Origin of the sequence: Mesorhizobium sp. M6A.T.Cr.TU.016.01.1.1 (assembly GCF_003952585.1) — a bacterium.
GTDB classification, from domain to species: domain Bacteria; phylum Pseudomonadota; class Alphaproteobacteria; order Rhizobiales; family Rhizobiaceae; genus Mesorhizobium; species Mesorhizobium mediterraneum.
In genome coordinates, this window is sequence record NZ_CP034452.1 from 1,227,628 (window position 1) to 1,248,712 (window position 21,085).

Consider the following 21,085-nt stretch of genomic DNA (forward strand, 5'->3'; position numbering starts at 1 on the left):
CTTCACGGGGAGAGGGTAAGGGTGAGGGGCAGCGCCGCCTTCAAACTATTAGCGCGTAAAGCTCTGCGCGTTGCCCGCGTCGACATTGACGATGTTGCCGGTCGACTTGGCCGACATGTCGGAGGCGAAGAAATAGATCGCCTCGGCGATGTCTTCGGGGAACACCGAACGCTTCAGCATCGAGCGCGAGCGATAATGCTCCTCCAGTTCGTCGGCCGACATCTTGTAGGCGGCGGCGCGCTGTTCCTTCCACTCGCCGGTCCAGATCTTCGAGCCGCGCAGCACCGCGTCCGGGTTGACGACATTGACCCTGATCTGCGCTTCCGCGCCCTCCAGCGCCAGGCAACGCGCCAGATGGATCTCGGCGGCCTTGGCCGTGCAATAGGCAGCGGCATTGGGCGAGGCTGCAAGGCCGTTCTTGGAGGCGACGAAGACGACGTTGCCGCCGATCTTCTGCGCGCGGAACAACCGGAATGCTTCCCGCGAAACGAGGAAATAGCCTGTCGACAAGATGTCCATGTTCTTGTTCCACAGCGCCAGCGTCGTCTCCTCGATCGGCGCCGAGGTTGCCAGGCCGGCATTCGACACCAGAATATCGATGCCGCCGAACTCGACCGCGGTCTCGGCGAAGCCGGAGATCACCTGGTCTTCAGCGGTGACATTGATGACCAGCGGCCGCACGAAATCCTTGCCATAGGCTTTGGCCAACTCACCATTGGCGCTGGCAAGGGCGGCTTCGTCGATATCGGCCAGCACGACGCAGGCGCCTTCGCGCAGAAGCCGGTTGGCCGTCGCCCGGCCGATGCCGCCGGCGCCACCGGTGACCAGCGCGATCTGGCCGGCCAAGGCTTTCGGCTTCGGCAGACGCTGCAGCTTTGCCTCTTCGAGCAGCCAGTATTCGATGTCGAAAGCCTCCTGGTCGGGCAGGCCGACATAGGTCGACACCGTCGAGGCGCCGCGCATGACATTGATGGCGTTGACGTAGAACTCGCCCGATATGCGCGCCGTCGCCTTGTCGCCGGCGAAGGTGAACATGCCGACGCCCGGCATCAGATAGACCACCGCATTCGGATCGCGCACGGGTGGCGAATCCGCATGCTTGCACCTGTCATAGTAAGCCTGATAGCCAACCCGATACTCCGCCACGTCGTCGGCGAAACGGGCGATGACGGCATCGACATCGGGATTCTTGGGATCGAACTCGATGACCAGCGGCCGGATCTTGGTGCGCAGGAAATGGTCGGGGCAGGAGGTGCCGAGGGCCGCCAGTGGGCGCAAATCCTTCGAATTGACGAATTCGAGCACGGCGGGCGAATCGTCGAAATGGCCAAGCTTGTGGCTCTTCTCCGAGATCAGGCCGCGGATCCTCGGCATCAGCCTTGCCGCCACGGCGCGACGCGCCGGCGCGTCGAGCGATTTGACCACTTCACCACCGAAAATCGGCTTGCCTTCAGACTTGCGCTCGAACCAGTCGATCGCCTGGTTGATCACCGAGATCGTCGTCTCGTAGCATTCCCGAGGCGTGTCGCCCCAGCTGAACAGGCCATGGCTCGCCAGCACGACACCCTTGGCCTCGGGGTTCTCGATGCAGAATTTTTCCAGCCAGAGGCCAAGCTCGAAGCCCGGACGCTTCCATGGCAGCCAGCCGATCGTGTCGCCGAAGATCTCCTTGGTCAGCGCTTGCGAATCCTTGGCGGCGGCGATGGCGATGATCGCGTCGGGATGCATATGGTCGACATAGGGCTTCGGCACGAACGCGTGCAGCGGCGTGTCGATCGAGGCCGCGCGTGGGTTAAGATTAAACGTGCAATGGGGCAGATAGCCGACCATCTCGTCCTCATGCTCGACGCCTCGATAGAGGCCCTTCAACGCGCGCAGCTTGTCCATATAGAGAGTGGCGAAGCCGTCGAGCTTGATCGAGGCGCTGTCGCCGCCCGAGCCCTTGACCCACAGCACTTCGACGTCCTCGCCGGTAAGCGGATCCTTTTGCCAGATCTTGGAGGAGGTGTTGCCGCCGCCATAGTTGGTGACGCGCTTGTCGGAGCCGAGAACATTCGAGCGATAGACGAGACGTTCCGGCTCGCTCATTGCTTGGGCTTTCGCCTCATCCCAAAGATTGGCGAGGCGCGTGCCGGAGCGCTTGTCGAGCATAGGTAATCCTCCCGTGACGTGAGACGCGCAAAACGGTGCGGTCAACGGCTACCGCATAGCGGGTCAGCTTTGGTCGAATGTCCACGGAAGCAGCGGCATTGTCAATCATAAACGATCAAGATTGATCATATTGCACTGCACAATGGAATAATATGATCGGAAATGATTGACACTGCGCGTTTTGGGTGCCTAGATGCTCAGGCAGGGAGGAACCATGCACGAGAAAGAGCGCCACAGGATCATTTTGTCCGCCGTCCAGGAAAAGCCCGTGGTGACGGTTCAGGAAATGGTCGACCTGACGGACTCGTCCGAAGCGACGATCCGGCGCGACATCGCCGCGCTGCATGTGCAAAAGCGCCTGCGCCGCGTGCGCGGCGGCGCCGAGGCAATCTCGCCACCGCAGTTCATTGGCCTTGCCGGACGGCCTTTTTCCGTCAACGAGACGATCAACGCTTCGCAGAAACGAGCAATCGCACGAGAAGCGGTGGAGTTGTGCAAGGAAGGCGAGCCGATCATCATCAATGGCGGCACCACCACCTTCCAGATGGTGCATTTCCTGACCGGCCGCCGCATGCCGATCTTCACCAATTCCTTCCCGATCGCCGAGCACCTGCTCAAGCACTCCAAGAACACGGTGATGCTGTCGGGCGGCACCATCTACCGCGAGCAGAACATCATCCTGTCGCCCTTCGACAATGACGTGACGCGCAATTTCTATGCCCGCCGCATGTTCATGGGCGCGCAAGGGCTCGGGCCGTTGGGCCTGATGGAAGGCGATCCGCTGCTGATCCAGGCCGAGCAAAAACTGATCGACCAGGCCGACGAGCTGGTGGTGCTGGTCGATTCGTCGAAGTTCCGCAAACGCTCGAGCCTGATCCTGTGCGGCCTGTCGCGCATCGCCACCGTCATCACCGACGACGGCATCGAGGATCGCGAGGCCAAGATGTTGGAGGCCGCTGGTGTGACGTTGATCGTCGCCCGCACAGCGGCAAGCAATAAGGAAGAATCTTCGCTGCAGGCCTGAGACCCGCAGCGGCGATGGAATGCAACGCTCAAGGGAGGATATTCGATGAGCTTTCTTAGGAAATTGATGGTTACGGCGGCGTTTTCGGCCGCCATGTTCGTGAATGCCGCCTATGCCGAGAACGTCAAGATCGCGCTGGTGGTCAAGTCGCTCGGCAACGGCTTCTTCGATGCCGCCAACAAGGGCGCCGAAGAGGCGGCCAAGGAACTCGGCGGCGTCGACATCATCTACACCGGCCCGACCAAGGCGACCGCCGAAGCGCAGATCGAAGTGATCAATTCGCTGATCGCCCAGAAGGTCAACGCCATCGCCATTTCGGCCAATGACGCCGACGCGCTGGTTCCGGCGCTGAAGAAGGCGATGGATCGCGGGATCACCGTCATCTCGTGGGATTCTGGCGTCGCCCCGGAAGGCCGCCAGCTCCATCTCAACCCGTCCGACACCAACCTGATCGGCGAGACCATCATCAAGCTTGCCGCCGACTACCTGCCGGAAGGCGGCGATGTCGCCATCCTGTCGGCTTCGTCCACCGCGACCAACCAGAACGCCTGGATCGACGCGGCCAAGAAGGTGCTGCCGGAGAAATTCCCCAAGATCAACCTCGTCGCCACCGTCTATGGCGACGACGACTCGGCCAAGAGCACGGACGAGGCCAAGGGCCTTTTGAAGTCCTATCCGAATCTCAAGGCGATCATCGCACCGACCACGGTCGGCGTCGTCGCTGCCGCCCAGGTGGTGACCGACGAGAACCTGATCGGCAAGGTCAACGTCACCGGCCTGGCGCTGCCGTCGGAGTTCAAGAAGTTCATCGACAACGGCGCCAGCCAAGCGGTTGCGCTATGGAACCCGATCGACCTCGGCTACTCGGCCGTCTACCTCGCCCATGATTTGGCGGTGAAGAAGGAAGAAGCCAAGCCGGGTGCCACGCTGTCGATCGGCCGCGTCGGAAAAGTCACGCTCGACGATACCAACTCGGCCGCGATGGCTCCGCCCTTCAAGTTCGACAAGTCGAACATCGAAGAGTTCTCCAAGATCTATTGATCCTGGAGCCCTTCAAGCCGGTGCGGCGGGACCTCAGGTCCCGCCGCACCTTCAAACGAACCTTGCTTCAGGGCTTGATACGACTATGGACACGACAGCCCAACTCAACCCGACGACCGAGCAGCCTTTGGCTCCGGCTCCGCGCCTGACCCTGTCCGGCATTTCGAAGAGTTTTCCCGGCGTGCGCGCGCTGCATGATGTCAGCCTGTCGCTCTACCCCGGCCAAGTCACCGCGCTGATCGGCGAGAACGGCGCCGGCAAGTCGACGCTGGTCAAGATCATGACCGGCATCTACCAGCCCGACACAGGCACCATCAGTATCGACGGCCAGGCCGTGACCTTGCCCAGCGCTCATGCCGCCTTCGGGCACGGCATCACCGCCATCCACCAGGAAACCGTGCTGTTCGACGACCTGACGGTGGCCGAGAACATCTTTCTCGGCCATGCGCCGCGGTCGCGCTTCGGCACGATCGACTGGCGCACCATGCGCAAGAATGCCCGCGAGGTGCTCGATACGATGCGTGCCGGGCACATCGACGCCGACGCGCGACTGAAGGATCTCGGCATTGCCAACAAGCATCTCGTCGCGGTCGCCCGCGCCATGTCGATCGACGCGCAGATCGTCATCATGGACGAGCCAACCGCGGCGCTTTCGCTGAAGGAGATCGAGGAACTCTTCTTGCTGATCGAATTCCTGAAGAGCGAAGGCAAGGCCATCCTGTTCATCAGCCACAAGTTCGACGAGATCTACCGCATCGCCGACCGCTATACGGTGTTCCGCGACGGCGAGATGGTTGGCGAAGGCCTGATCAAGGACGCCGGCCAGAGCCAGATCGTGCGCATGATGGTCGGTCGCGCCGTCGATCACATCTTTCCGCAGCGCAAGGCCGAGATCGGCGCGCCGGTGCTCACTGTCTCCGGCCTGTCGCATCCAACCGAGTTCGACGACATCGGCTTCGAGCTGCACAGAGGCGAAATTCTCGGCTTCTACGGCCTTGTCGGCGCCGGCCGCAGCGAAGTGATGCAAGCGATATCAGGCATCACCCGCACCAGCAGCGGCACGATCACGCTGGAAGGCAAGGCGATCGAGCCGAAATCGGCGGCGGATTCGATCGACGCCGGCATCGTCTATGTGCCGGAAGAACGCGGCAAGCAAGGCGTGGTAATCGGCCTGCCGATCTTCCAGAACATCTCGTTGCCCTCGCTCAGGCGCACATCCAAATCCGGCATGTTGCGGCTGAGCGAGGAGTTCGCGCTGGCTCGCTCCTACACCGAGCGCCTCGACCTGCGCGCCTCCTCGCTCAGCCAGGATGTCGGCACGCTGTCGGGCGGCAACCAGCAGAAGATCGTCATCGCCAAATGGCTGGCGACCGCCCCCAAGGTGATCATCCTCGACGAGCCGACCAAGGGCATCGACATCGGTTCCAAGGCCGCCGTGCACGGCTTCATGGCCGAGCTCGTCGCGCAAGGCCTGTCGGTGATCATGGTGTCGTCCGAACTGCCCGAAATCCTCGGCATGTCCGACCGGGTCGTCGTCATGCGCGAGGGCCGCATCGCCTCGGTCTACGACAACAAGGGGCTCGACGCGGAAACGCTGGTCAAGACGGCAGCAGGGATCGCGGCATGAAGGCTCTTCTCAAATACCGCGAAGTCTGGCTGCTCGCGGCAATCGTCGTGCTGATCGGGTTGATCTCGATGCGCTTCCCGGGCTTTGCCGCCCCCGTGAATCTGCGCCAGGTGTTCAACGACACTTCGATCCTGATGATCCTGGCGCTGGGTCAGATGGTGGTGATCCTGACCCGCTCGATCGACCTGTCTATGGCATCCAATCTCTGCTTCACCGGCATGGTGGTGGCGATGCTGAACGCCGCGCATCCGGCAATCCCGATCCCGCTGCTGATCGTCATCGCGCTGCTGGTCGGCCTGGTGCTGGGCGCCATCAACGGCCTGCTGGTATGGCGGCTGAACATTCCCTCGATCGTGGTGACACTCGGGACGCTCACCATCTATCGCGGCGCCACCTTCGTCATTTCAGGCGGCGCCTGGGTCAATGCCGATCAGATGAGCCCTGATTTCATCGGCCTGCAACGCGCGGCTTTCCTCGGCATTCCGGTCCTGTCGTGGATCGCCATACTGGTCATCGCCCTGTTCTTTCTCTTGATGACGCGCACCGCGCTCGGCCGCTCGATCTACGCCATTGGCGTCAACCCGACAGCATCGGTCTATGCCGGCATCGATGTCGGCCGGACCAAGTTCGTTGTCTTCTGCATTTCGGGGATGGCCGCCGGTCTCTGCGGCTATCTCTGGATCTCGCGCTACGTCATCGCCTCGGTCGAGGTCGCCAACGGCTACGAGCTCAACATCATCGCAGCCTGCGTCATCGGCGGCATCTCGATCGCCGGCGGCATCGGCTCGGTCGGCGGCGCGGTGCTCGGCGCGCTGTTCCTCGGCATCATCTCCAACGCGCTGCCGGTCATCAACATCTCGCCCTTCTGGCAGATGGCGATTTCGGGCAGCGCCATCATCCTGGCCGTGGTGCTCAACGCGCGCGGTGAACGCCGGCAAGGCCGCATCATCCTCAAGAAGGCGGAAGCGGCATGACCGACACTCCTGCTCCACGCCACATTCCAGACCGGCTCGACAAGCCATTCACTTCGGCGATCTTCTCGTGGGAGGCGCTGCTGGTCGCGGTGGCGGTCGCCATCTTCGCCGTTAACAGCTTCGCCTCGCCCTATTTTCTCGACGCGTGGTCGCTGTCGGACCTGACCTTCAACTTCACCGAAAAGGCGCTGATCGCGCTTGCCATGGCGCTGCTGATCATTTCCGGCGAGATCGACCTGTCGGTCGCCGCCATCATTGCGCTGGCTTCGACGATGATGGGCATGGCGGTGCAGGCCGGCGCCGGCACGCCGGTGCTGGCGGCGATCGGCATCCTGGTCGGGCTCGGCTGCGGCGCCTTCAACGGGCTGCTCGTCACAGGGCTGGGTTTGCCGTCGATCGTCGTCACCATCGGCACGATGAGCCTGTTTCGCGGCGTCGCCTTCATCGTCCTCGGCGACCAGGCCTACAAGGGCTATCCCTCGAGCTTCGCCTTTTTCGGCCAGGGCTATGTCTGGTGGGTGGTGTCGTTCGAACTGACGCTCTTCCTCGTCGCGGCCGTCATCTACTGGTTCCTGCTGCACCGGACGAGCTTCGGCCGCCGCGTCTTCGCCATCGGCAACAACCCGGTTGCGGCGCAGTTTTCCGGCGTGCGCGTCGGCCGCATCAAATTCATCCTGTTCTGCCTGACCGGGCTGATGGCGGGCATCGCCTCGGTGCTGATCACCTCGCGCCTCGGCTCGACCCGGCCGTCGATCGCGCAAGGCTACGAACTGGAGGTCATCACCATGGTGGTGCTCGGCGGCGTCAGCATCCTGGGCGGCGCCGGCAGCATCGTGGGCGTGGTGCTGGCCGCCTTCATCATGGGGCTGGTGACTTTTGGCTTGGGGCTGCTCAACGTGCCCGGCATCGTCATGTCGATCTTCATCGGCCTGCTGCTGATCATCGTCATCGCGCTGCCAATCGTCTGGCGGCGCGTGCGGCGGGAGCGCTTCACCTGATGCCCGAGAAATACGCGTTCAAGATGAAGCTCAATCCGGGCATGAAGGCCGAATACAAAAGGCGCCACGACGACATCTGGCCGTCGCTGGTCACACTGCTCAAACAGGCCGGCGTTTCCGATTATTCGATCCATCTCGACGAAGAGACCAACACCTTGTTCGGCGTGCTGTGGCGGCGTGACGGCCATGGCATGGACGAATTGCCGAAGCACCCGGTGATGCAGCGTTGGTGGGCCGAGATGGCCGACATCATGGAGACCAGGCCTGATAACGAACCGGTGGCAGTGCCGCTGGAAACAATGTTCCATATGGAATGACCCGCCACATTGCCGTCATCGATATCGGCAAGACCAACGCCAAGGTGGCGCTGGTCGATCTCGCCGATATGCGCGAGGTCGCGCTGCGCCGCATGGCGAACGCGCCCGTTGCCGACGGTCCCTACCCACACCACGATGTCGAGCTTCTGTGGTCGTTCATCCTCGACAGCCTCGCCGGGATTAATCGCGAACAGCGCATCGACGCGATATCGATCACCACCCATGGCGCGACGGGCGTGCTGGTGGACGCTGCCGGTGAACTGGCGCTGCCGGTGCTCGACTATGAATTCGCCGGACCAGACACCCTCGCCGAGGACTATGACGCGGTCCGTCCCGCCTTCACGGAGACGGGCACGCCGCGCCTGCCGGTCGGCCTCAATCTCGGCGCGCAATTCTTCTGGCAGCAGAGGCGCTTCCCCGCGGAGTTCGCCAAGACCGCCGCGATGCTGATGTATCCGCAATATTGGGCGTTGCGCCTGACCGGTGTCGCTGCCAACGAGGTGACCTCGCTCGGCTGCCACACCGATCTGTGGAACCCGTTGAAAGCGGATTTTTCATCGCTGGTTGACCGGATGGAATGGCGCCGGCTGATGGCGCCAGTGCGGCTGGCGGAGGACCGCCTCGGCCCGATCCTGCCCGCGCTTGCCAAGCTAACCGGACTCGACGCGCAAACGCCGGTGTTTTGCGGCCTGCACGATTCCAACGCCTCGCTGCTGCCGCATCTCCTGTCGGATAGACCGCCTTTCTCCGTCGTCTCGACCGGCACCTGGGTGGTGTCGATGGCCGTCGGCGGCAACAAAGTCACGCTCGACCCGGCGCGTGACACATTGGTCAACGTCAACGCGCTCGGCGATCCGGTGCCGTCGGCGCGCTTCATGGGCGGCCGCGAGTTTTCGCTGCTGACCGAAGGCCAACCGGAAGACTGGAGCGAAGAGGATGTTGAGGCGGTGTTCGCCAGGACAGCTCTGCTGCTGCCGGCAACGCAACAGGGTTCGGGGCCGTTTCCGCACCACACTGCCGCATGGCTCAACGCCGACGGCATCAACAGCGGCCAGCGCTTTGCCGCCATCTCTTTCTACCTGGCGCTGATGACCGCGACGTGCCTCGATCTGATCGGCGCCGACGGCCCTGCTATCGTCGAAGGCCCATTCGCCCGCAACCGGCTTTTTGTCAGCATGCTGGCGGCAGCAACGGCGCGTGCCGTCATTGCGTCCGAGGCAGCGACCGGCACCAGCATCGGGGCTGCCTTGCTGGCGTCCGACCAAAGAACGGTCCAAGGCAAAGGCGAAAGGATCGAACCGCCAGCCGGTCCAGCCTGGGCAAACTATGCGCGCTCGTGGCGTGCGGCGGTCGAGGCGCGAGGCTGATCACAAAATCCGCTTGCCGAAAGCCGACATGACGAAGTTGACGGTGTCTGTCGCAATCCGCGATTCCAAATCGGCGGTCAGGCCGGAAACATCCATCGACAACAGCCCGCCGGACAGCGCGATCGCCTCCATCGCCTGATGCGTTTCGCGCACAGTGATGCCGCCGGAGCCAGCCGCCCAACCGGCGAATTCGGTCACCTCAGGCGAATAGCTGACATGGAAGCCCTGCGTGCCGGAGGTGGCGATGCGGATCGCCTCGTGCATCAGGTCGCGCATGCCCATGGCGTCGATATCCGTCATGGTGAAGGCGGAGACGCGCGAATCCTTCAGTACCCGAGCCTCGGCCGGATCGGCATGGCGCAAACCGACTATGACGACATTTTCCGGCGACAGCTGCGGCTGCAGCGCGCCGGGCTTGTGATCGAGGCCGAGCGCCCGCGCCAGCACCGAACCTTCCGGCAGGTCGATGCCGTCCTCGTCCTCGGGCATCAAGGCGGCGATGGAGTCGATCCAGATCAAACCGAAGGAGTGTGTCGCCCGCGCGGTCGTCGTCAGCGCTCTGTGGGCGACGCGCCGATCACTGCCGGCGGTGAGCCGGATCAGGCCGGACGGTGGCCGCTCGATATCGGCCAGTTCGACCACATCGAAATTCATTGCCTCCAGCCGGGCGCCGGTCGCTTCCCGGGCCAGTATGCCGGCGGCAGCCGGTTCGGCTGATATCGACACCATCTTGCGGCCGGAAAAATCCTCGACGTCGTGCATCGGGGCCTTTTCGACATATTCCGAGGTCATCGCCAGCAGCATGGCGCCATAGCTCATACGGAAGGCGACACGGTCGCCGACGGCGGGTGGCGGCTCGGCGTCGGTCACGTCGAGCAGCAGATGGTCACTGGAGGCGCCGAGCACCCGCACACCCTTGGCGATCGGGGTGAGCCCTTCGATCAACACGTCCTCGCGGCCGATATTGGCGATGGCACGCAACCTGTCGCCCTCGTCGGGAAACACTGGCTGGTTGCCGAAAGCGTCGTAGCCGGATTGGCCGATCGGCCGCGACGGCTTTAGCTTGACCTCGATGATGTCGCTGGTCAGGCGGCAGGCATCGGGTTCGAGTTCGGCCCACGGCGTCTCGCGGAAGGTTTCGACGCCGCCTTGCAATATCGCCTCGCCGACGCGCAGATTGTTGATGCCGGCGGGCAGCTTGCCTTCCAGCAGCAGCGTCAGCGACGATGACGCTCCGCCGGAAATCCAGTCGAGCCTTGTACTGGACAGCCGCTCGGTCTTGTAGGCGTGGGCGACGAGTTGCCCGAGATTTTCCTCGGTCGGCATGATGGCGCCGAAGCAGCCAAGATTGGTGCCGATGCCGGCGATACGCACGCCCCTGAGCGCTAGTATCTGCTCGACGGTGGGCACGAGATCGTTCGGCCAGATGCCTTCCCTGAGATCGCCGAGATCGATCATCAGCAAGATGTCGTGAACGCGGCCCATGCGCTCGGCGATGCGCGATAGCTGGCGGATGGTGGCGAGTTCAGACTGCAGGCTGATGTCGACGGTGCGCACCACCTCCTCGATGCGCGCCATCGGCGGGCTGCGCAGCAGCATGATCGGCGCATTGATGCCGCTGTCGCGCAGCCGGCGGATGTTTTCGAAGCGCGATTCGGCGATGCCGGCGACGCCGCCGCGCAGCATGGCGCGAGCTACCTGCGGCATACCGCAAGTGCCCTTGGTGACGCCGAAGACCTTGATGCCGGACAGGGCGCAGCGATCGACGATGGTGCGCGCATTGCGCTCGATGCGGCCAAGGTCGATGGCGACTTGCGGTCCCGACATTTTAGCCCCTGTAGACCAGCCCTTGCGGGTCGATCTCCGGGTTACGGCCGGCGACCAGATCGGCGAGGAATTTTCCGGAGCCGCAGGCCATGGTCCAGCCGATATGGCCGTGGCCGGTATCGAGGTAGAGGTTGCTGTAGCGCGCCCGGCCGATGACCGGCACCGAGTTCGGCATCATCGGTCGCAAGCCGGCCCAGAGCTCGGCCTTTTTCTCATCGAAGGCACCCGGGAAAAGCTCCTTGCCGGTCCTGAACATGGCGGCGAAATCGCTCGGCTTGTGGGTGCGGTCGAAGCCGGTGAATTCGGCGGTCGAAGCAAGCCGCAGCCGGTTGCCCAGCCGCGAATAGCCAATGAGCTGATCCTCATCGGCGCCGCCCATGGTCGGCCCCTTGCTCTCGTCCTCCAGCGGCACGGTCGCGGTGTAACCCTTGACCGGATAGACCGGCAGATCGATGCCGTAACGGCGACCAAGCAGCCCGCTTTCCGGTCCCATCGATATGACCACGGCGTCGCCGGCGACCGGGCCGGCCGAGGTCATCACCGCACGTACCCGATCGCCTTCGATGTCGAGGCCTTCGACTGATGTGCCGTAGAGAAATTGAACGCCGAGTTTCTCGGCGGCATAGGCAGCGAGGTTTTGGGTGAATTGGCTGGAATCGCCGGTCTGGTCGATCGGCGAATAGACGCCGCCGGCGATCTTGTCCTTCACTCCGGCGAGCCCAGGTTCCAACTCGACCAGCCGGTCGCGGCCGACGATCTCGATCGGCAGACCGTGCTCGGCGAGATAGCGGTAATTGTCGGTGCCGGTATCAAAACTCTGCTGCGAGCGGAAGAAATAGAGAATGCCCTTCCTACGCTCGTCATAGTGAATGCCGGTGTCGGCCGAGATGGCGTTGATGCAGTCGCGCGAATAGAGCGCAAGGCGCAGCTTGATGTCGGTGTTGGCGCGCAAACGCGCTTGCGTGCACTGGCGCAGGAAGCGCAGACTCCAGGCGAAGAAATAGGGATCGAAGCGCAGCCGCACCTTGATGCCGAGATCATGGTTGTAAAGCGCGCGCAGGAACGTCTTCAGCGCGGCGGGCGAGGCCCAGGCGGTGGCGTCGCCTGGCGAGACCAGCCCGGCATTCGATTGGCTGGTGCCGCGCGCCGCTGCCGGGTGGCGCTCGATCACGGTCACCTCGTGGCCGTCGCTCGCCAGATAATAGGCGGCCGCCGTGCCGACGACGCCAGCTCCGAGCACCAATATTCTCATGCCGCCCCCCCAAAGGTCACACGCGGCCAAATGCGTTCACGCTTCGCCGCGCAGCTCCTTCAATAGCGCTTCTGCGTAGAGCTTTCGAGCCTAAGAACTTGGTCTCAGCTCCGCGCCGAATTCTTGCCGGTCAGGATGCGCTCCCAGGCGAGCGCGTCGGCGACAATCAGATCGAGGTCGTCACGTTCCGGGGTCCAGCCGAGCTCGCGGCGCGCCAGCTCCGAATTGGCAACCACCGCGGCGGCGTCGCCCGGACGGCGCTCGCCCATCCGCACGTCGAAATCACGACCGAAGACGCGGCGCACGCTGTCGATCACCTCAAGCACCGAATAGCCGTGGCTGTAGCCGCAATTGGCGACGAGGCTCGTCCCGCCGGCGCGCAGCCGCTCCAGCGCCAGCCGATGCGCCGCCGCCAGATCGCTGACATGGATGTAGTCGCGCATGCAGGTGCCGTCGGGTGTCGGATAGTCGGTGCCGAACACCTGCATGAAGGGACGCTTGCCGAGCGCCGTCTCGGCGGCGACCTTGATCAGATGCGTGGCGCCCGGCGTCGACTGGCCGGTGCGGCCCTTCGGATCGGCGCCGGCGACGTTGAAATAGCGCAACGCCGTATAGCGCAAGCCATAGGCGATTGCGGCGTCGCGCAACATCCATTCGCTCATCAGCTTGGACAGCCCGTAGGGTGATTCCGGTGCAAGTCGGGCATCCTCGCGCACCGGTTCCAGCCCGGCGCCGCCATAGACAGCGGCGGTCGAGGAAAAGATGAAATTGGGCACGCCTTCGCGCACCGCGGTCTCGATCAACGTGCGCGTCTTGCAGGTGTTGTTCTCGTAATAGCCGAGCGGGTCGGCGACCGATTCGGGAACCACGATGGAGCCGGCGAAATGGATGATCGCGTCGACCTTGTTGTCGCGGATGATCGAACCGACCAGCTCCTTGTCGGCGACATCGCCGACGACGAGCTTTGCCTCTGGCGCCACCGCCCATTCAAAGCCGGTCGAAAGCCGGTCGAGGACGACGACGCTTTCGCCGGCATCCAGCAGCTCCCAGACCATATGGCTGCCGATATAGCCGGCACCACCTGTCACCAAAACCGTCATCCGCGTCCTCGCTGCTCAAGATTTATCGGAAACTGTCTCAACACCCGCCTTACTGGAAAGGCTGCCACTAGGCCATTAGTACCATTAGTGTCTGTGGTGACCAGCCTCATCGACGCGTGGCATCGTCCTGAAACAAAATTGATGCACATCAAGGGAATAGGCCATGATCCGTGGTCGTTAGGAACAGGCTTGGGGCGTGGCATTTTGACCAAAAAGGCCAAGTGGACGTCGAATAGGGCAATGATTATGATCCCACGCAAAAATTGGGAAGCCGAAATGAACTATCAGCGTTTCTTCGAAGACGCGATCGACCAGCTCCATGCAGAGCGTCGCTACCGCATCTTCGCCGACCTCGAGCGCATTGTGGGGAAATTCCCGCGCGCCATCTGGCGCGCCAACGGCCGCGCCCAGGAAATCACCGTCTGGTGCTCCAACGATTATCTCGGCATGGGCCAGCATCCGGACGTCATCGCGGCGATGCAGAATGCCGCCGGCAAGATGGGATCTGGCGCCGGTGGCACCCGCAACATCTCCGGCACCAGCAACCCGCTGGTCGAGCTTGAACTGGAACTGGCCGACCTGCACGACAAGGAAGCCGCACTCGTCTTCACCTCCGGCTTTGTCTCCAACGAAGCCTCGATCTCGACTATTGCGCGGCTCCTGCCCAACTGCCTGATCGTCTCGGACGAACTAAACCACGCCTCGATGATCGAGGGCGTGCGGCGTTCGGGGGCCGAGAAGAAGATCTTCCGCCACAATGACGTTGCCCATCTCGAAAGCCTGCTGCAGGCGGCGGGCCGCGAGCGCGCCAAGCTGATCGTCTTCGAGAGCGTCTATTCGATGGACGGCGATATCGCGCCGATCAGGCAGATCGTCGATCTTGCCGAGCGCTACAATGCCATGACCTATATCGACGAGGTCCACGCCGTTGGCATGTATGGACCGCGCGGCGGCGGCATCACCGAGCGTGAAGGGCTGGCCGACCGTATCGACATCATCGAAGGCACGCTGGCCAAGGCGTTCGGCACGCTCGGCGGCTATATCACCGGCACAAGTGCCGTGATCGATGCCGTGCGCTCCTACGCGCCGGGCTTCATCTTCACCACGGCGCTGCCGCCGGCCATCGCCGCCGCGGCGACCACATCGATCCGCCATCTGAAGCGCTCGCAGGCCGAACGCGACGCGCAACTGCGTCAGGCGACGCGGACCAAGCAGGTTCTTACCGCCGCCGGCCTGCCGGTGATGGACTCCGCCACCCACATCGTGCCACTGCTCGTCGGCGATCCCGAGCTCTGCAAGATGGCCAGCGACCGCCTGCTCGGCGTCCACGGCATCTACATCCAGCCGATCAACTACCCGACCGTGCCGCGCGGCACCGAACGGCTGCGCATCACGCCGACCCCGTTCCATTCGGATCACCTGATCGCGGAGCTTCAGGATGCTCTCGTCGAGACCTGGGATGCTTTGGGTATCCCTTACGGGTCTGCGGGCCGGCCGGCCGTGAGGGAAAGCGACCGCGTCATTCCGTTGCTTGTGCCGAAGTCCGGCGGGTGACCTCCGCCGCCGTGGGCATCATTGTGGTAGCTGCCCATCGGTGCCGCCTTATTCTTCAGTGTTGCGACGCTCAGTGGTCGCGGCATGGATCCTAGGGTCTACGCGACGTCGCTTCGCGACTGCTACGCCCTAGGATGACGAAGGCATGGTGGCCAGCGGCTAATCGCAAAAGGTTGGAGACTAGCGGCGACTGGCACAGCGAATACCGAGAAGCGTTGTGGCTGACGGCAATCGCGACTTCGGAGATTGGCGAAAAGCGACACACCCTTCGTCATCCTAGGGCGTAGCAAGGAGCGAGGCGCCGCGGCGCAGACCCTAGGATCCATGCCATTGCGTTGGCCAAGGAGTGCAACGGTTCGCGCTGTCCGACCTGGCGCGAACCTCAACAAACCTCAAGCAGTCTTCATCCACTTCGCCAGCCGGTGCGCGGCTTCCTCGAGCTGGTCGAGGCGGCGGTGGAAGCACAGCCTGAGGAAGGCCTCGCCGCCGGGGCCGAAGGCGGTTCCGGGCGCCAGGCCGACACTGGCGCGGTCGACGATGTCGAAGGCGGCGGCGCGTGAATCGGTGATGCCGTCGATCGCGAAGAACAGATAGAACGCGCCTTGCGGCACGGTGAAGCGTGCCCTGCCGGTCGCAGCCAGGATGCCGCAGACCAGGTCACGCGCCGCCCTCGCCCGCTCCACCTGCTCGACGATGAAGGCGTCACCTTCGTCGAGGGCGACGACCGCGCCGCGCTGCATGAACTGGGCGACGCCAGAGGTCGAATACTGGACCAGGTTCTCGAATACCTGCTGCAAGGCAGGATGGGTCTTGATCCAGCCGACGCGCCAGCCGGTCATCGCCCAGTTCTTGGAAAAACTGTTGACGAACAGAATGCGATCCTCGTCGGCCATGATGTCGATGAAGGACGGCGCGCGACGGTCGCCGTAGTGGAACAGCGAATAGATCTCGTCGGCGATGATCCACAGGCCCCTTTCGCGGGCAAGGTCGAGGATCGCCTGCAGCGTCTCCCTGTCGGCGGTCCAGCCGGTCGGGTTGGACGGTGTGTTGACGAACAGCGCCTTCGTCCTTGGCGTGATCGCCGCCTCGATCTTGTCGACGTCGCAGGACCAGCCATTGCCGGACTGGTCGAGCGTGACAGCGACCGGGATGGCGCCCGCCAGGCTGGCGGCAGCGGCGAAGTTGGGCCAGGCCGGCGACAGATAGACGACCTCGTCGCCATTGCCGGCGACCGCGTCGAGCGCCAGCTGGATAGCGTGCATGCCCGAACCGGTGACGATGAATTCTTCCTCGGCGAAACTCTTGCCGAAATGCCTGACGTAATAGCGGGCGAGCGCCTGCCTCAGCTCGGGGATGCCTTTCTGCCAGGTATAGAAGGTCTCGCCGCCGGCCAGCGCGCGGGAAGCGGCATCTGTGATGAAGGTGGGCGTCGGCAGGTCGCCCTCGCCGGCCCAGAGCGGGATCATGCCGTCGCGGTCGCGGCCGCGGTTCATGACGGCGACAATGCCGCTTTCCGGCGCAGCCCGGGCCTCGGCGCGCAAATTCTCGATCAGGGTCATGGATAGATCCGTTTTCGTCTTCTGGACTGCTAGCGTGTTTTACGACAGGCGAAAATAGAAAACCCCGGCCGAAAACGACCGGGGTTTTGGTCCAGAGATCTTGCCCCTGCGCTATTTCCTGGCGAGGAGATCGCGAATTTCGGTGAGGAGCGCAACATCGGCCGGCGGCGCGGCAGGGGCGGCGGGCTTTTCAGCTTCTAGCCGCCTGCGCAGATTATTCACCGCCTTGATCATCAAGAAGATGATGAAGGCGAGAATGATGAAGTTCAGCACCACGGTGATAAAGCTGCCATAAGCGAAAACGGCGCCCTGTTTCTTGGCATCCGCCAGCGACGTGGCATTGACGGCAGAGGACAGGGCGAAGAAGTAATTGTTGAAGTCCAGTCCGCCCAAAATCGCGCCCACGATCGGCATGATGATGTCGTTGACCAGCGAATCGACGATTCTGCCGAAGGCAGCGCCGATGATGACGCCGACGGCCAGGTCCATCACATTGCCCCTGGAAATGAACTCCTGGAATTCTTTCAGCATTCGACCCTCCTTGTCATGACGGGGCCGTGCTGCCGCCCTACCCGCGCCTTTCGGCACCGGCCCACAGGCAAGATAGCAAAAACCTGCGGTTGCAGCATGGGCAAAAGACTGGTTTCCACCGGCCAAATTTCCCGAAGCCGCAGCCATCTGCGCCGAAAGCCGCGATGGACTTGATCGCCAAGCTGTGATTGCGTCTCAGCAGGCCGGATGCAAAACCGGTAAGGGAGGATTATCAAGCCGTGCAGGGCTGGTTTATCGTCATCATCGCGATAGCCTATGTGACGTTGCTGTTCGTCATCGCCAGCCTCGGCGACCGGCGCTCGGCGGCATCCGGGCCTGGCCAGGCCCGCCCCTTCATCTATGCGCTCAGCCTGGCGATCTACTGCACCTCCTGGACCTTCTTCGGTTCGGTCGGCCTTTCCTCCGAGCGCGGCCTTGAATTCCTCGGCATCTATACCGGACCGGTGCTGGTGTTCGTGTTCGGCTTTCCGCTGCTTCATCGCATCGTCAGGTTGGCCAAGACCGAGAAGATCACCTCGATCGCCGACTTCCTCGGTGCCCGCTACGGCAAGAGCTTTACCGTTGCGGCGATCGCCACGCTGATCGCGACGATCGGCGCGGTGCCCTATATGGCGCTGCAGTTGAAGGCGATTTCCGGCTCGGTCAGCCTGATGGTCGAGCATTATACCGGCTCGCCACCCTCTTTCGATCCGTTCGTCAGTGACATCTCGCTGGTCGTTGCCATGCTGCTTGCGCTGTTTGCAGTGCTGTTCGGCACGCGCCACGCCGACGCCACCGAGCACCAGGACGGGCTGGTGCTGGCGGTGGCGGTCGAAACCGTGGTCAAGCTGGCCGCTTTCCTGGCGATCGGCCTGCTGGTGATCTTCCTGATCTTTGGCGGCCCAGGCGATATGGTCGACAAGCTCGCGGAGAATTCGCAAGTTCAGCAAGCGATGGGCTACAGGACGTCGCTCGCAACCTGGCTGGTGCTGACATGTTTGAGCGGCTTCGCCATCATCATGCTGCCGCGCCAGTTCTACGTCACCATCGTCGAAAACCGCAGCGAGGCCGAGCTGCGCACCGCGACATGGGTGTTTCCGCTCTATCTGGTGGCGATCAACCTTTTTGTGCTGCCGATCGCGCTCGCCGGCCTGGCGCTGGTCGGCACCAGGACCAGCAGCGACCTCTACGTCTTGTCGCTGCCGCTGCTCAGCGGCCACGATTTGCTGGCGATGGCGGCCTTCATCGGCGGCCTGTCCGCGGCGACCGCAATGGTGATTGTCGAAAGCGTCGCGCTGTCGATCATGATCTCCAACGACCTCGTCATTCCGCTGTTCGTGCGCCGCCTGCTCAGGACCACGACTTCCGAGAACGAGGACTGGTCGGCGCTCATCCTCAACGTGCGGCGGGCGGCGATCTTCATCATGCTGTTCATCGCCTTCCTCTACTATCGCGAGAGCACCGACAGCGCGCGGCTCTCCTCGATCGGCCTGATGTCCTTCGCGGCGATCGCGCAGTTCGCGCCGGCATTGATCGGCGGTTTGATCTGGCGCGGCGCCAACGGCAGGGGTGCTGCACTCGGCATGGTCGCCGGCATCGTCGTCTGGGGCTACACGCTGCTGCTTCCGTCGCTCGTCGCGTCCGATACCGGCATCGTCGTGCACGGCCTGTTCGGTTTCGAAGCGTTGCGGCCGCAAGCGCTGTTCGGCACCGTCGCCGAGCCGCTGAACCATGGCGTCTTGTGGAGCCTGTCGATCAACACCCTGTTCTTCGTGCTCGGCTCGCTGTCGCGCGCGTCGGTGCCGCTGGAACGCATCCAGGCGTCGATCTTCGTGCCGCGCGAGGCGAGCCCGATGCCCAGCCTGCGCCGCTTCCGCACCACCGTCACCGTCAATGGCCTCAAGGACACGATCGCGCGTTATCTTGGCGTCGAACGTACCGAGCGGTCCTTTCAGACGTTTGAAGAGAGCAATGGCGTTTCGTTGCACGGCAACGAGCAGGCCAGCATGGACGTCATCCGTTTCTCCGAGCAGCTTCTGGCGAGTGCGGTCGGCTCCTCCTCGGCGCGGCTGATCCTGTCGCTGCTGCTACGCCGCAACGACCGCGAATCCAAGGATGCCTTCCGCCTGCTCGACGACGCCACCGAAGCGCTGCAGCACAATCGTGACCTGTTGCAGATCGCGCTCGACCAGATGGAACAGGGCATCACCGTCTTCGACAGGGATTTTCGGCTGATCTGCTGGAACCGCCAGTATCGGGCGCTGTTCGACCTGCCCGACGAGATGGGCCAAGTCGGCGTCTCGCTCGATCGCATCCTGCGCTACCTTGCCGAGCGCGGCGACATTCCGGCCGACCAGAGGGTGGCGATGCTCAACCGCCTCACCAGTTTCGTCAGCCCCTGGCAGATGGAGCTGAAGACCAGCGGCCGCATCCTGGAGTTGCGTTCCAATCCGATGCCGGACGGCGGCATCGTCGCCACCTATGCCGACATCTCCGGACGCGTCGAGCAGGATCTGGCGCTCAAGCGCGCCAATGAATCGCTGGAACAGCGCGTCAAGGATCGCACCGTCGAACTGACCCGCGTCAACGAGGAGCTGGCACAGGCGCAGATGCTGGCCGAGGAGGCCAATCTCGGCAAGACGCGCTTCCTTGCCGCCGCCGGCCACGACATCCTGCAGCCCCTGAACGCCGCCCGCCTCTATTGCTCGTCGCTGATCGAAAAGGCCGGCAAGGGGCGGGCCGGCAAGGCGGCGATCAACATCGAATCCTCGCTGGAATCGGTCGAGACCATTCTCGGCGCGGTGCTCGATATCTCGCGTCTCGATGCCGGCGCGATGAAACCGGACGACACCGTCTTCAGCCTGGACGAGCTGCTGCGACAGATCGGCAACGACTTCCAGCCGCTTGCCGCCGAGAGGAAGCTCGGCCTGACGATCGTGCCGTCGTCGCTCAGCGTGATGACGGATCGCAATCTCCTACGCCGCCTGATCCAGAACCTCGTATCCAACGCCGTCAAATACACGCGCCGCGGCCACGTCCTGGTCGGGGTGCGGCGGCGCGGCGAACTGGTCGAGATACAGGTGATCGATACCGGCATTGGCATTGCCGGCGACAAGCTGAACACGGTCTTTCGCGAGTTCACCCGGCTCGACGAGGGTGCGCGCGAGGCCGAAGGCCTCGGCCTCGGCCTCTCCATCGTCGACCGCATCGCTCGCGTCTTGCGCCTCGAAATCCGGATCTTTTCGAACCCGGGCAAAGGCACGCGCTTTTCCGTCATCCTGCCGGTCGCGGCAGCGCAGGAGCCACGCCGCGAGATCGCGGCGAAAGCGCCGGTCCGCACCGCGGCTTCGCTTGCCGGGCTCCGCGTGCTCTGCATCGACAACGACGCCCGCATCCTCGACGGCATGCGGCTGCTGCTCGAAGGCTGGGGCTGCAGCGTCGACACATTTTCCGGCTCGGGGGATCTCAAGGGATCGGTCAAGCAACGCCCCGACATCGTGCTTGCCGATTACCATCTCGACGGCGAGACCGGTCTCGAAATGATCGCTAAGCTGCGCGCGATCCACGGCCAGGACATGCCGGCGGTGCTGGTCACCGCCGACCGCTCCAGCGAGGTGCGCGCCAGCGCCGCCAGGCTCGACGTGCCGGTGATCAACAAGCCGCTCAAACCGGCGGTGCTGCGCTCGATGATGGCCAGGGTCAGGCCACTGGCGTCGGCGGCCGAGTAACGGTCACAGCTTTCTGTTGACCCCCCGGGTGCCGA

15 protein-coding genes are annotated in these 21,085 nt (G+C 63.4%); 9 read left to right on the top strand and 6 right to left on the bottom strand.

Annotation, left to right across the window (positions count from 1 at the left end; translation table 11 throughout):
- Positions 1 to 48: 48 nt before the first annotated feature.
- Positions 49 to 2,151, bottom strand: a complete 2,103-nt coding sequence (locus tag EJ075_RS05690; protein ID WP_126103680.1) for a bifunctional rhamnulose-1-phosphate aldolase/short-chain dehydrogenase — start codon at positions 2,149 to 2,151, stop codon at positions 49 to 51.
- A 214-nt stretch (positions 2,152 to 2,365) separates the two neighbouring features.
- Here EJ075_RS05690 and EJ075_RS05695 point away from each other — a divergent pair, with 214 nt between their 5' ends.
- The 7 genes from EJ075_RS05695 (at position 2,366) to EJ075_RS05725 (ending at position 9,499) form a co-directional block, all read left to right on the top strand.
- Positions 2,366 to 3,175: a DeoR/GlpR family DNA-binding transcription regulator gene (locus EJ075_RS05695; protein WP_095488051.1), complete on the top strand. Its 810-nt coding sequence runs from the start codon at positions 2,366 to 2,368 to the stop codon at positions 3,173 to 3,175.
- A 45-nt stretch (positions 3,176 to 3,220) separates the two neighbouring features.
- On the top strand, positions 3,221 to 4,216 hold the full coding sequence (gene rhaS, locus EJ075_RS05700; protein WP_126103681.1) for a rhamnose ABC transporter substrate-binding protein: 996 nt from the start codon (positions 3,221 to 3,223) through the stop codon (positions 4,214 to 4,216).
- Positions 4,217 to 4,301: 85 nt separating this feature from the next.
- Positions 4,302 to 5,843, top strand: a complete 1,542-nt coding sequence (locus EJ075_RS05705) for a sugar ABC transporter ATP-binding protein (RefSeq protein WP_126103682.1) — start codon at positions 4,302 to 4,304, stop codon at positions 5,841 to 5,843.
- Positions 5,840 to 6,817 carry an ABC transporter permease gene (locus EJ075_RS05710; protein ID WP_126103683.1) on the top strand — a complete coding sequence of 326 codons (978 nt, stop codon included), beginning with the start codon at positions 5,840 to 5,842 and terminating at the stop codon, positions 6,815 to 6,817. The genes EJ075_RS05705 and EJ075_RS05710 overlap by 4 nt, the downstream gene beginning before the upstream one ends.
- The gene (locus EJ075_RS05715; RefSeq protein ID WP_126103684.1) at positions 6,814 to 7,815 is read left to right on the top strand and encodes an ABC transporter permease; all 1,002 of its coding nucleotides are present in this window, start codon (positions 6,814 to 6,816) and stop codon (positions 7,813 to 7,815) included. Before EJ075_RS05710 ends, EJ075_RS05715 begins: the two co-directional genes overlap by 4 nt.
- The gene (gene rhaM / locus EJ075_RS05720) at positions 7,815 to 8,132 is read left to right on the top strand and encodes an L-rhamnose mutarotase (protein WP_095488041.1); all 318 of its coding nucleotides are present in this window, start codon (positions 7,815 to 7,817) and stop codon (positions 8,130 to 8,132) included. The genes EJ075_RS05715 and rhaM overlap by 1 nt, the downstream gene beginning before the upstream one ends.
- The gene (locus EJ075_RS05725) at positions 8,129 to 9,499 is read left to right on the top strand and encodes an FGGY-family carbohydrate kinase (RefSeq protein ID WP_126103685.1); all 1,371 of its coding nucleotides are present in this window, start codon (positions 8,129 to 8,131) and stop codon (positions 9,497 to 9,499) included. The genes rhaM and EJ075_RS05725 overlap by 4 nt, the downstream gene beginning before the upstream one ends.
- Here EJ075_RS05725 and EJ075_RS05730 read toward each other — a convergent pair whose 3' ends face one another.
- The 3 genes from EJ075_RS05730 to galE form a co-directional block, all read right to left on the bottom strand.
- Positions 9,500 to 11,326 carry an alanine racemase gene (locus tag EJ075_RS05730; RefSeq protein WP_126103686.1) on the bottom strand — a complete coding sequence of 609 codons (1,827 nt, stop codon included), beginning with the start codon at positions 11,324 to 11,326 and terminating at the stop codon, positions 9,500 to 9,502.
- A gap of 1 nt (position 11,327) precedes the next feature.
- Positions 11,328 to 12,578 (bottom strand): D-amino acid dehydrogenase, encoded by a 1,251-nt coding sequence (locus tag EJ075_RS05735; RefSeq protein ID WP_126103687.1) that lies wholly within the window; start codon positions 12,576 to 12,578, stop codon positions 11,328 to 11,330.
- Between the two features lie 104 nt (positions 12,579 to 12,682).
- Entirely contained in the window at positions 12,683 to 13,678 is a 996-nt protein-coding gene (galE, locus tag EJ075_RS05740; RefSeq protein WP_126103688.1) for a UDP-glucose 4-epimerase GalE, read from the bottom strand.
- Between the two features lie 276 nt (positions 13,679 to 13,954).
- On the opposite strand from galE, the gene hemA reads away from it, so the two are divergent.
- On the top strand, positions 13,955 to 15,232 hold the full coding sequence (gene hemA / locus EJ075_RS05745; RefSeq protein ID WP_095488094.1) for a 5-aminolevulinate synthase: 1,278 nt from the start codon (positions 13,955 to 13,957) through the stop codon (positions 15,230 to 15,232).
- A gap of 392 nt (positions 15,233 to 15,624) precedes the next feature.
- Here hemA and EJ075_RS05750 read toward each other — a convergent pair whose 3' ends face one another.
- Together EJ075_RS05750 and mscL are read right to left on the bottom strand one after the other, a co-directional pair.
- Positions 15,625 to 16,791 (bottom strand): pyridoxal phosphate-dependent aminotransferase, encoded by a 1,167-nt coding sequence (locus EJ075_RS05750; RefSeq protein WP_126103689.1) that lies wholly within the window; start codon positions 16,789 to 16,791, stop codon positions 15,625 to 15,627.
- 111 nt (positions 16,792 to 16,902) lie between these two features.
- A complete protein-coding gene (gene mscL / locus EJ075_RS05755) occupies positions 16,903 to 17,322 on the bottom strand; it encodes a large conductance mechanosensitive channel protein MscL (RefSeq protein WP_126107248.1) in 420 nt (139 codons plus the stop codon).
- Between the two features lie 239 nt (positions 17,323 to 17,561).
- Here mscL and EJ075_RS05760 point away from each other — a divergent pair, with 239 nt between their 5' ends.
- Positions 17,562 to 21,050, top strand: coding sequence for a PAS domain-containing hybrid sensor histidine kinase/response regulator (locus EJ075_RS05760; protein WP_126103690.1), 3,489 nt, complete (start codon positions 17,562 to 17,564; stop codon positions 21,048 to 21,050).
- Positions 21,051 to 21,085: the final 35 nt, after the last annotated feature.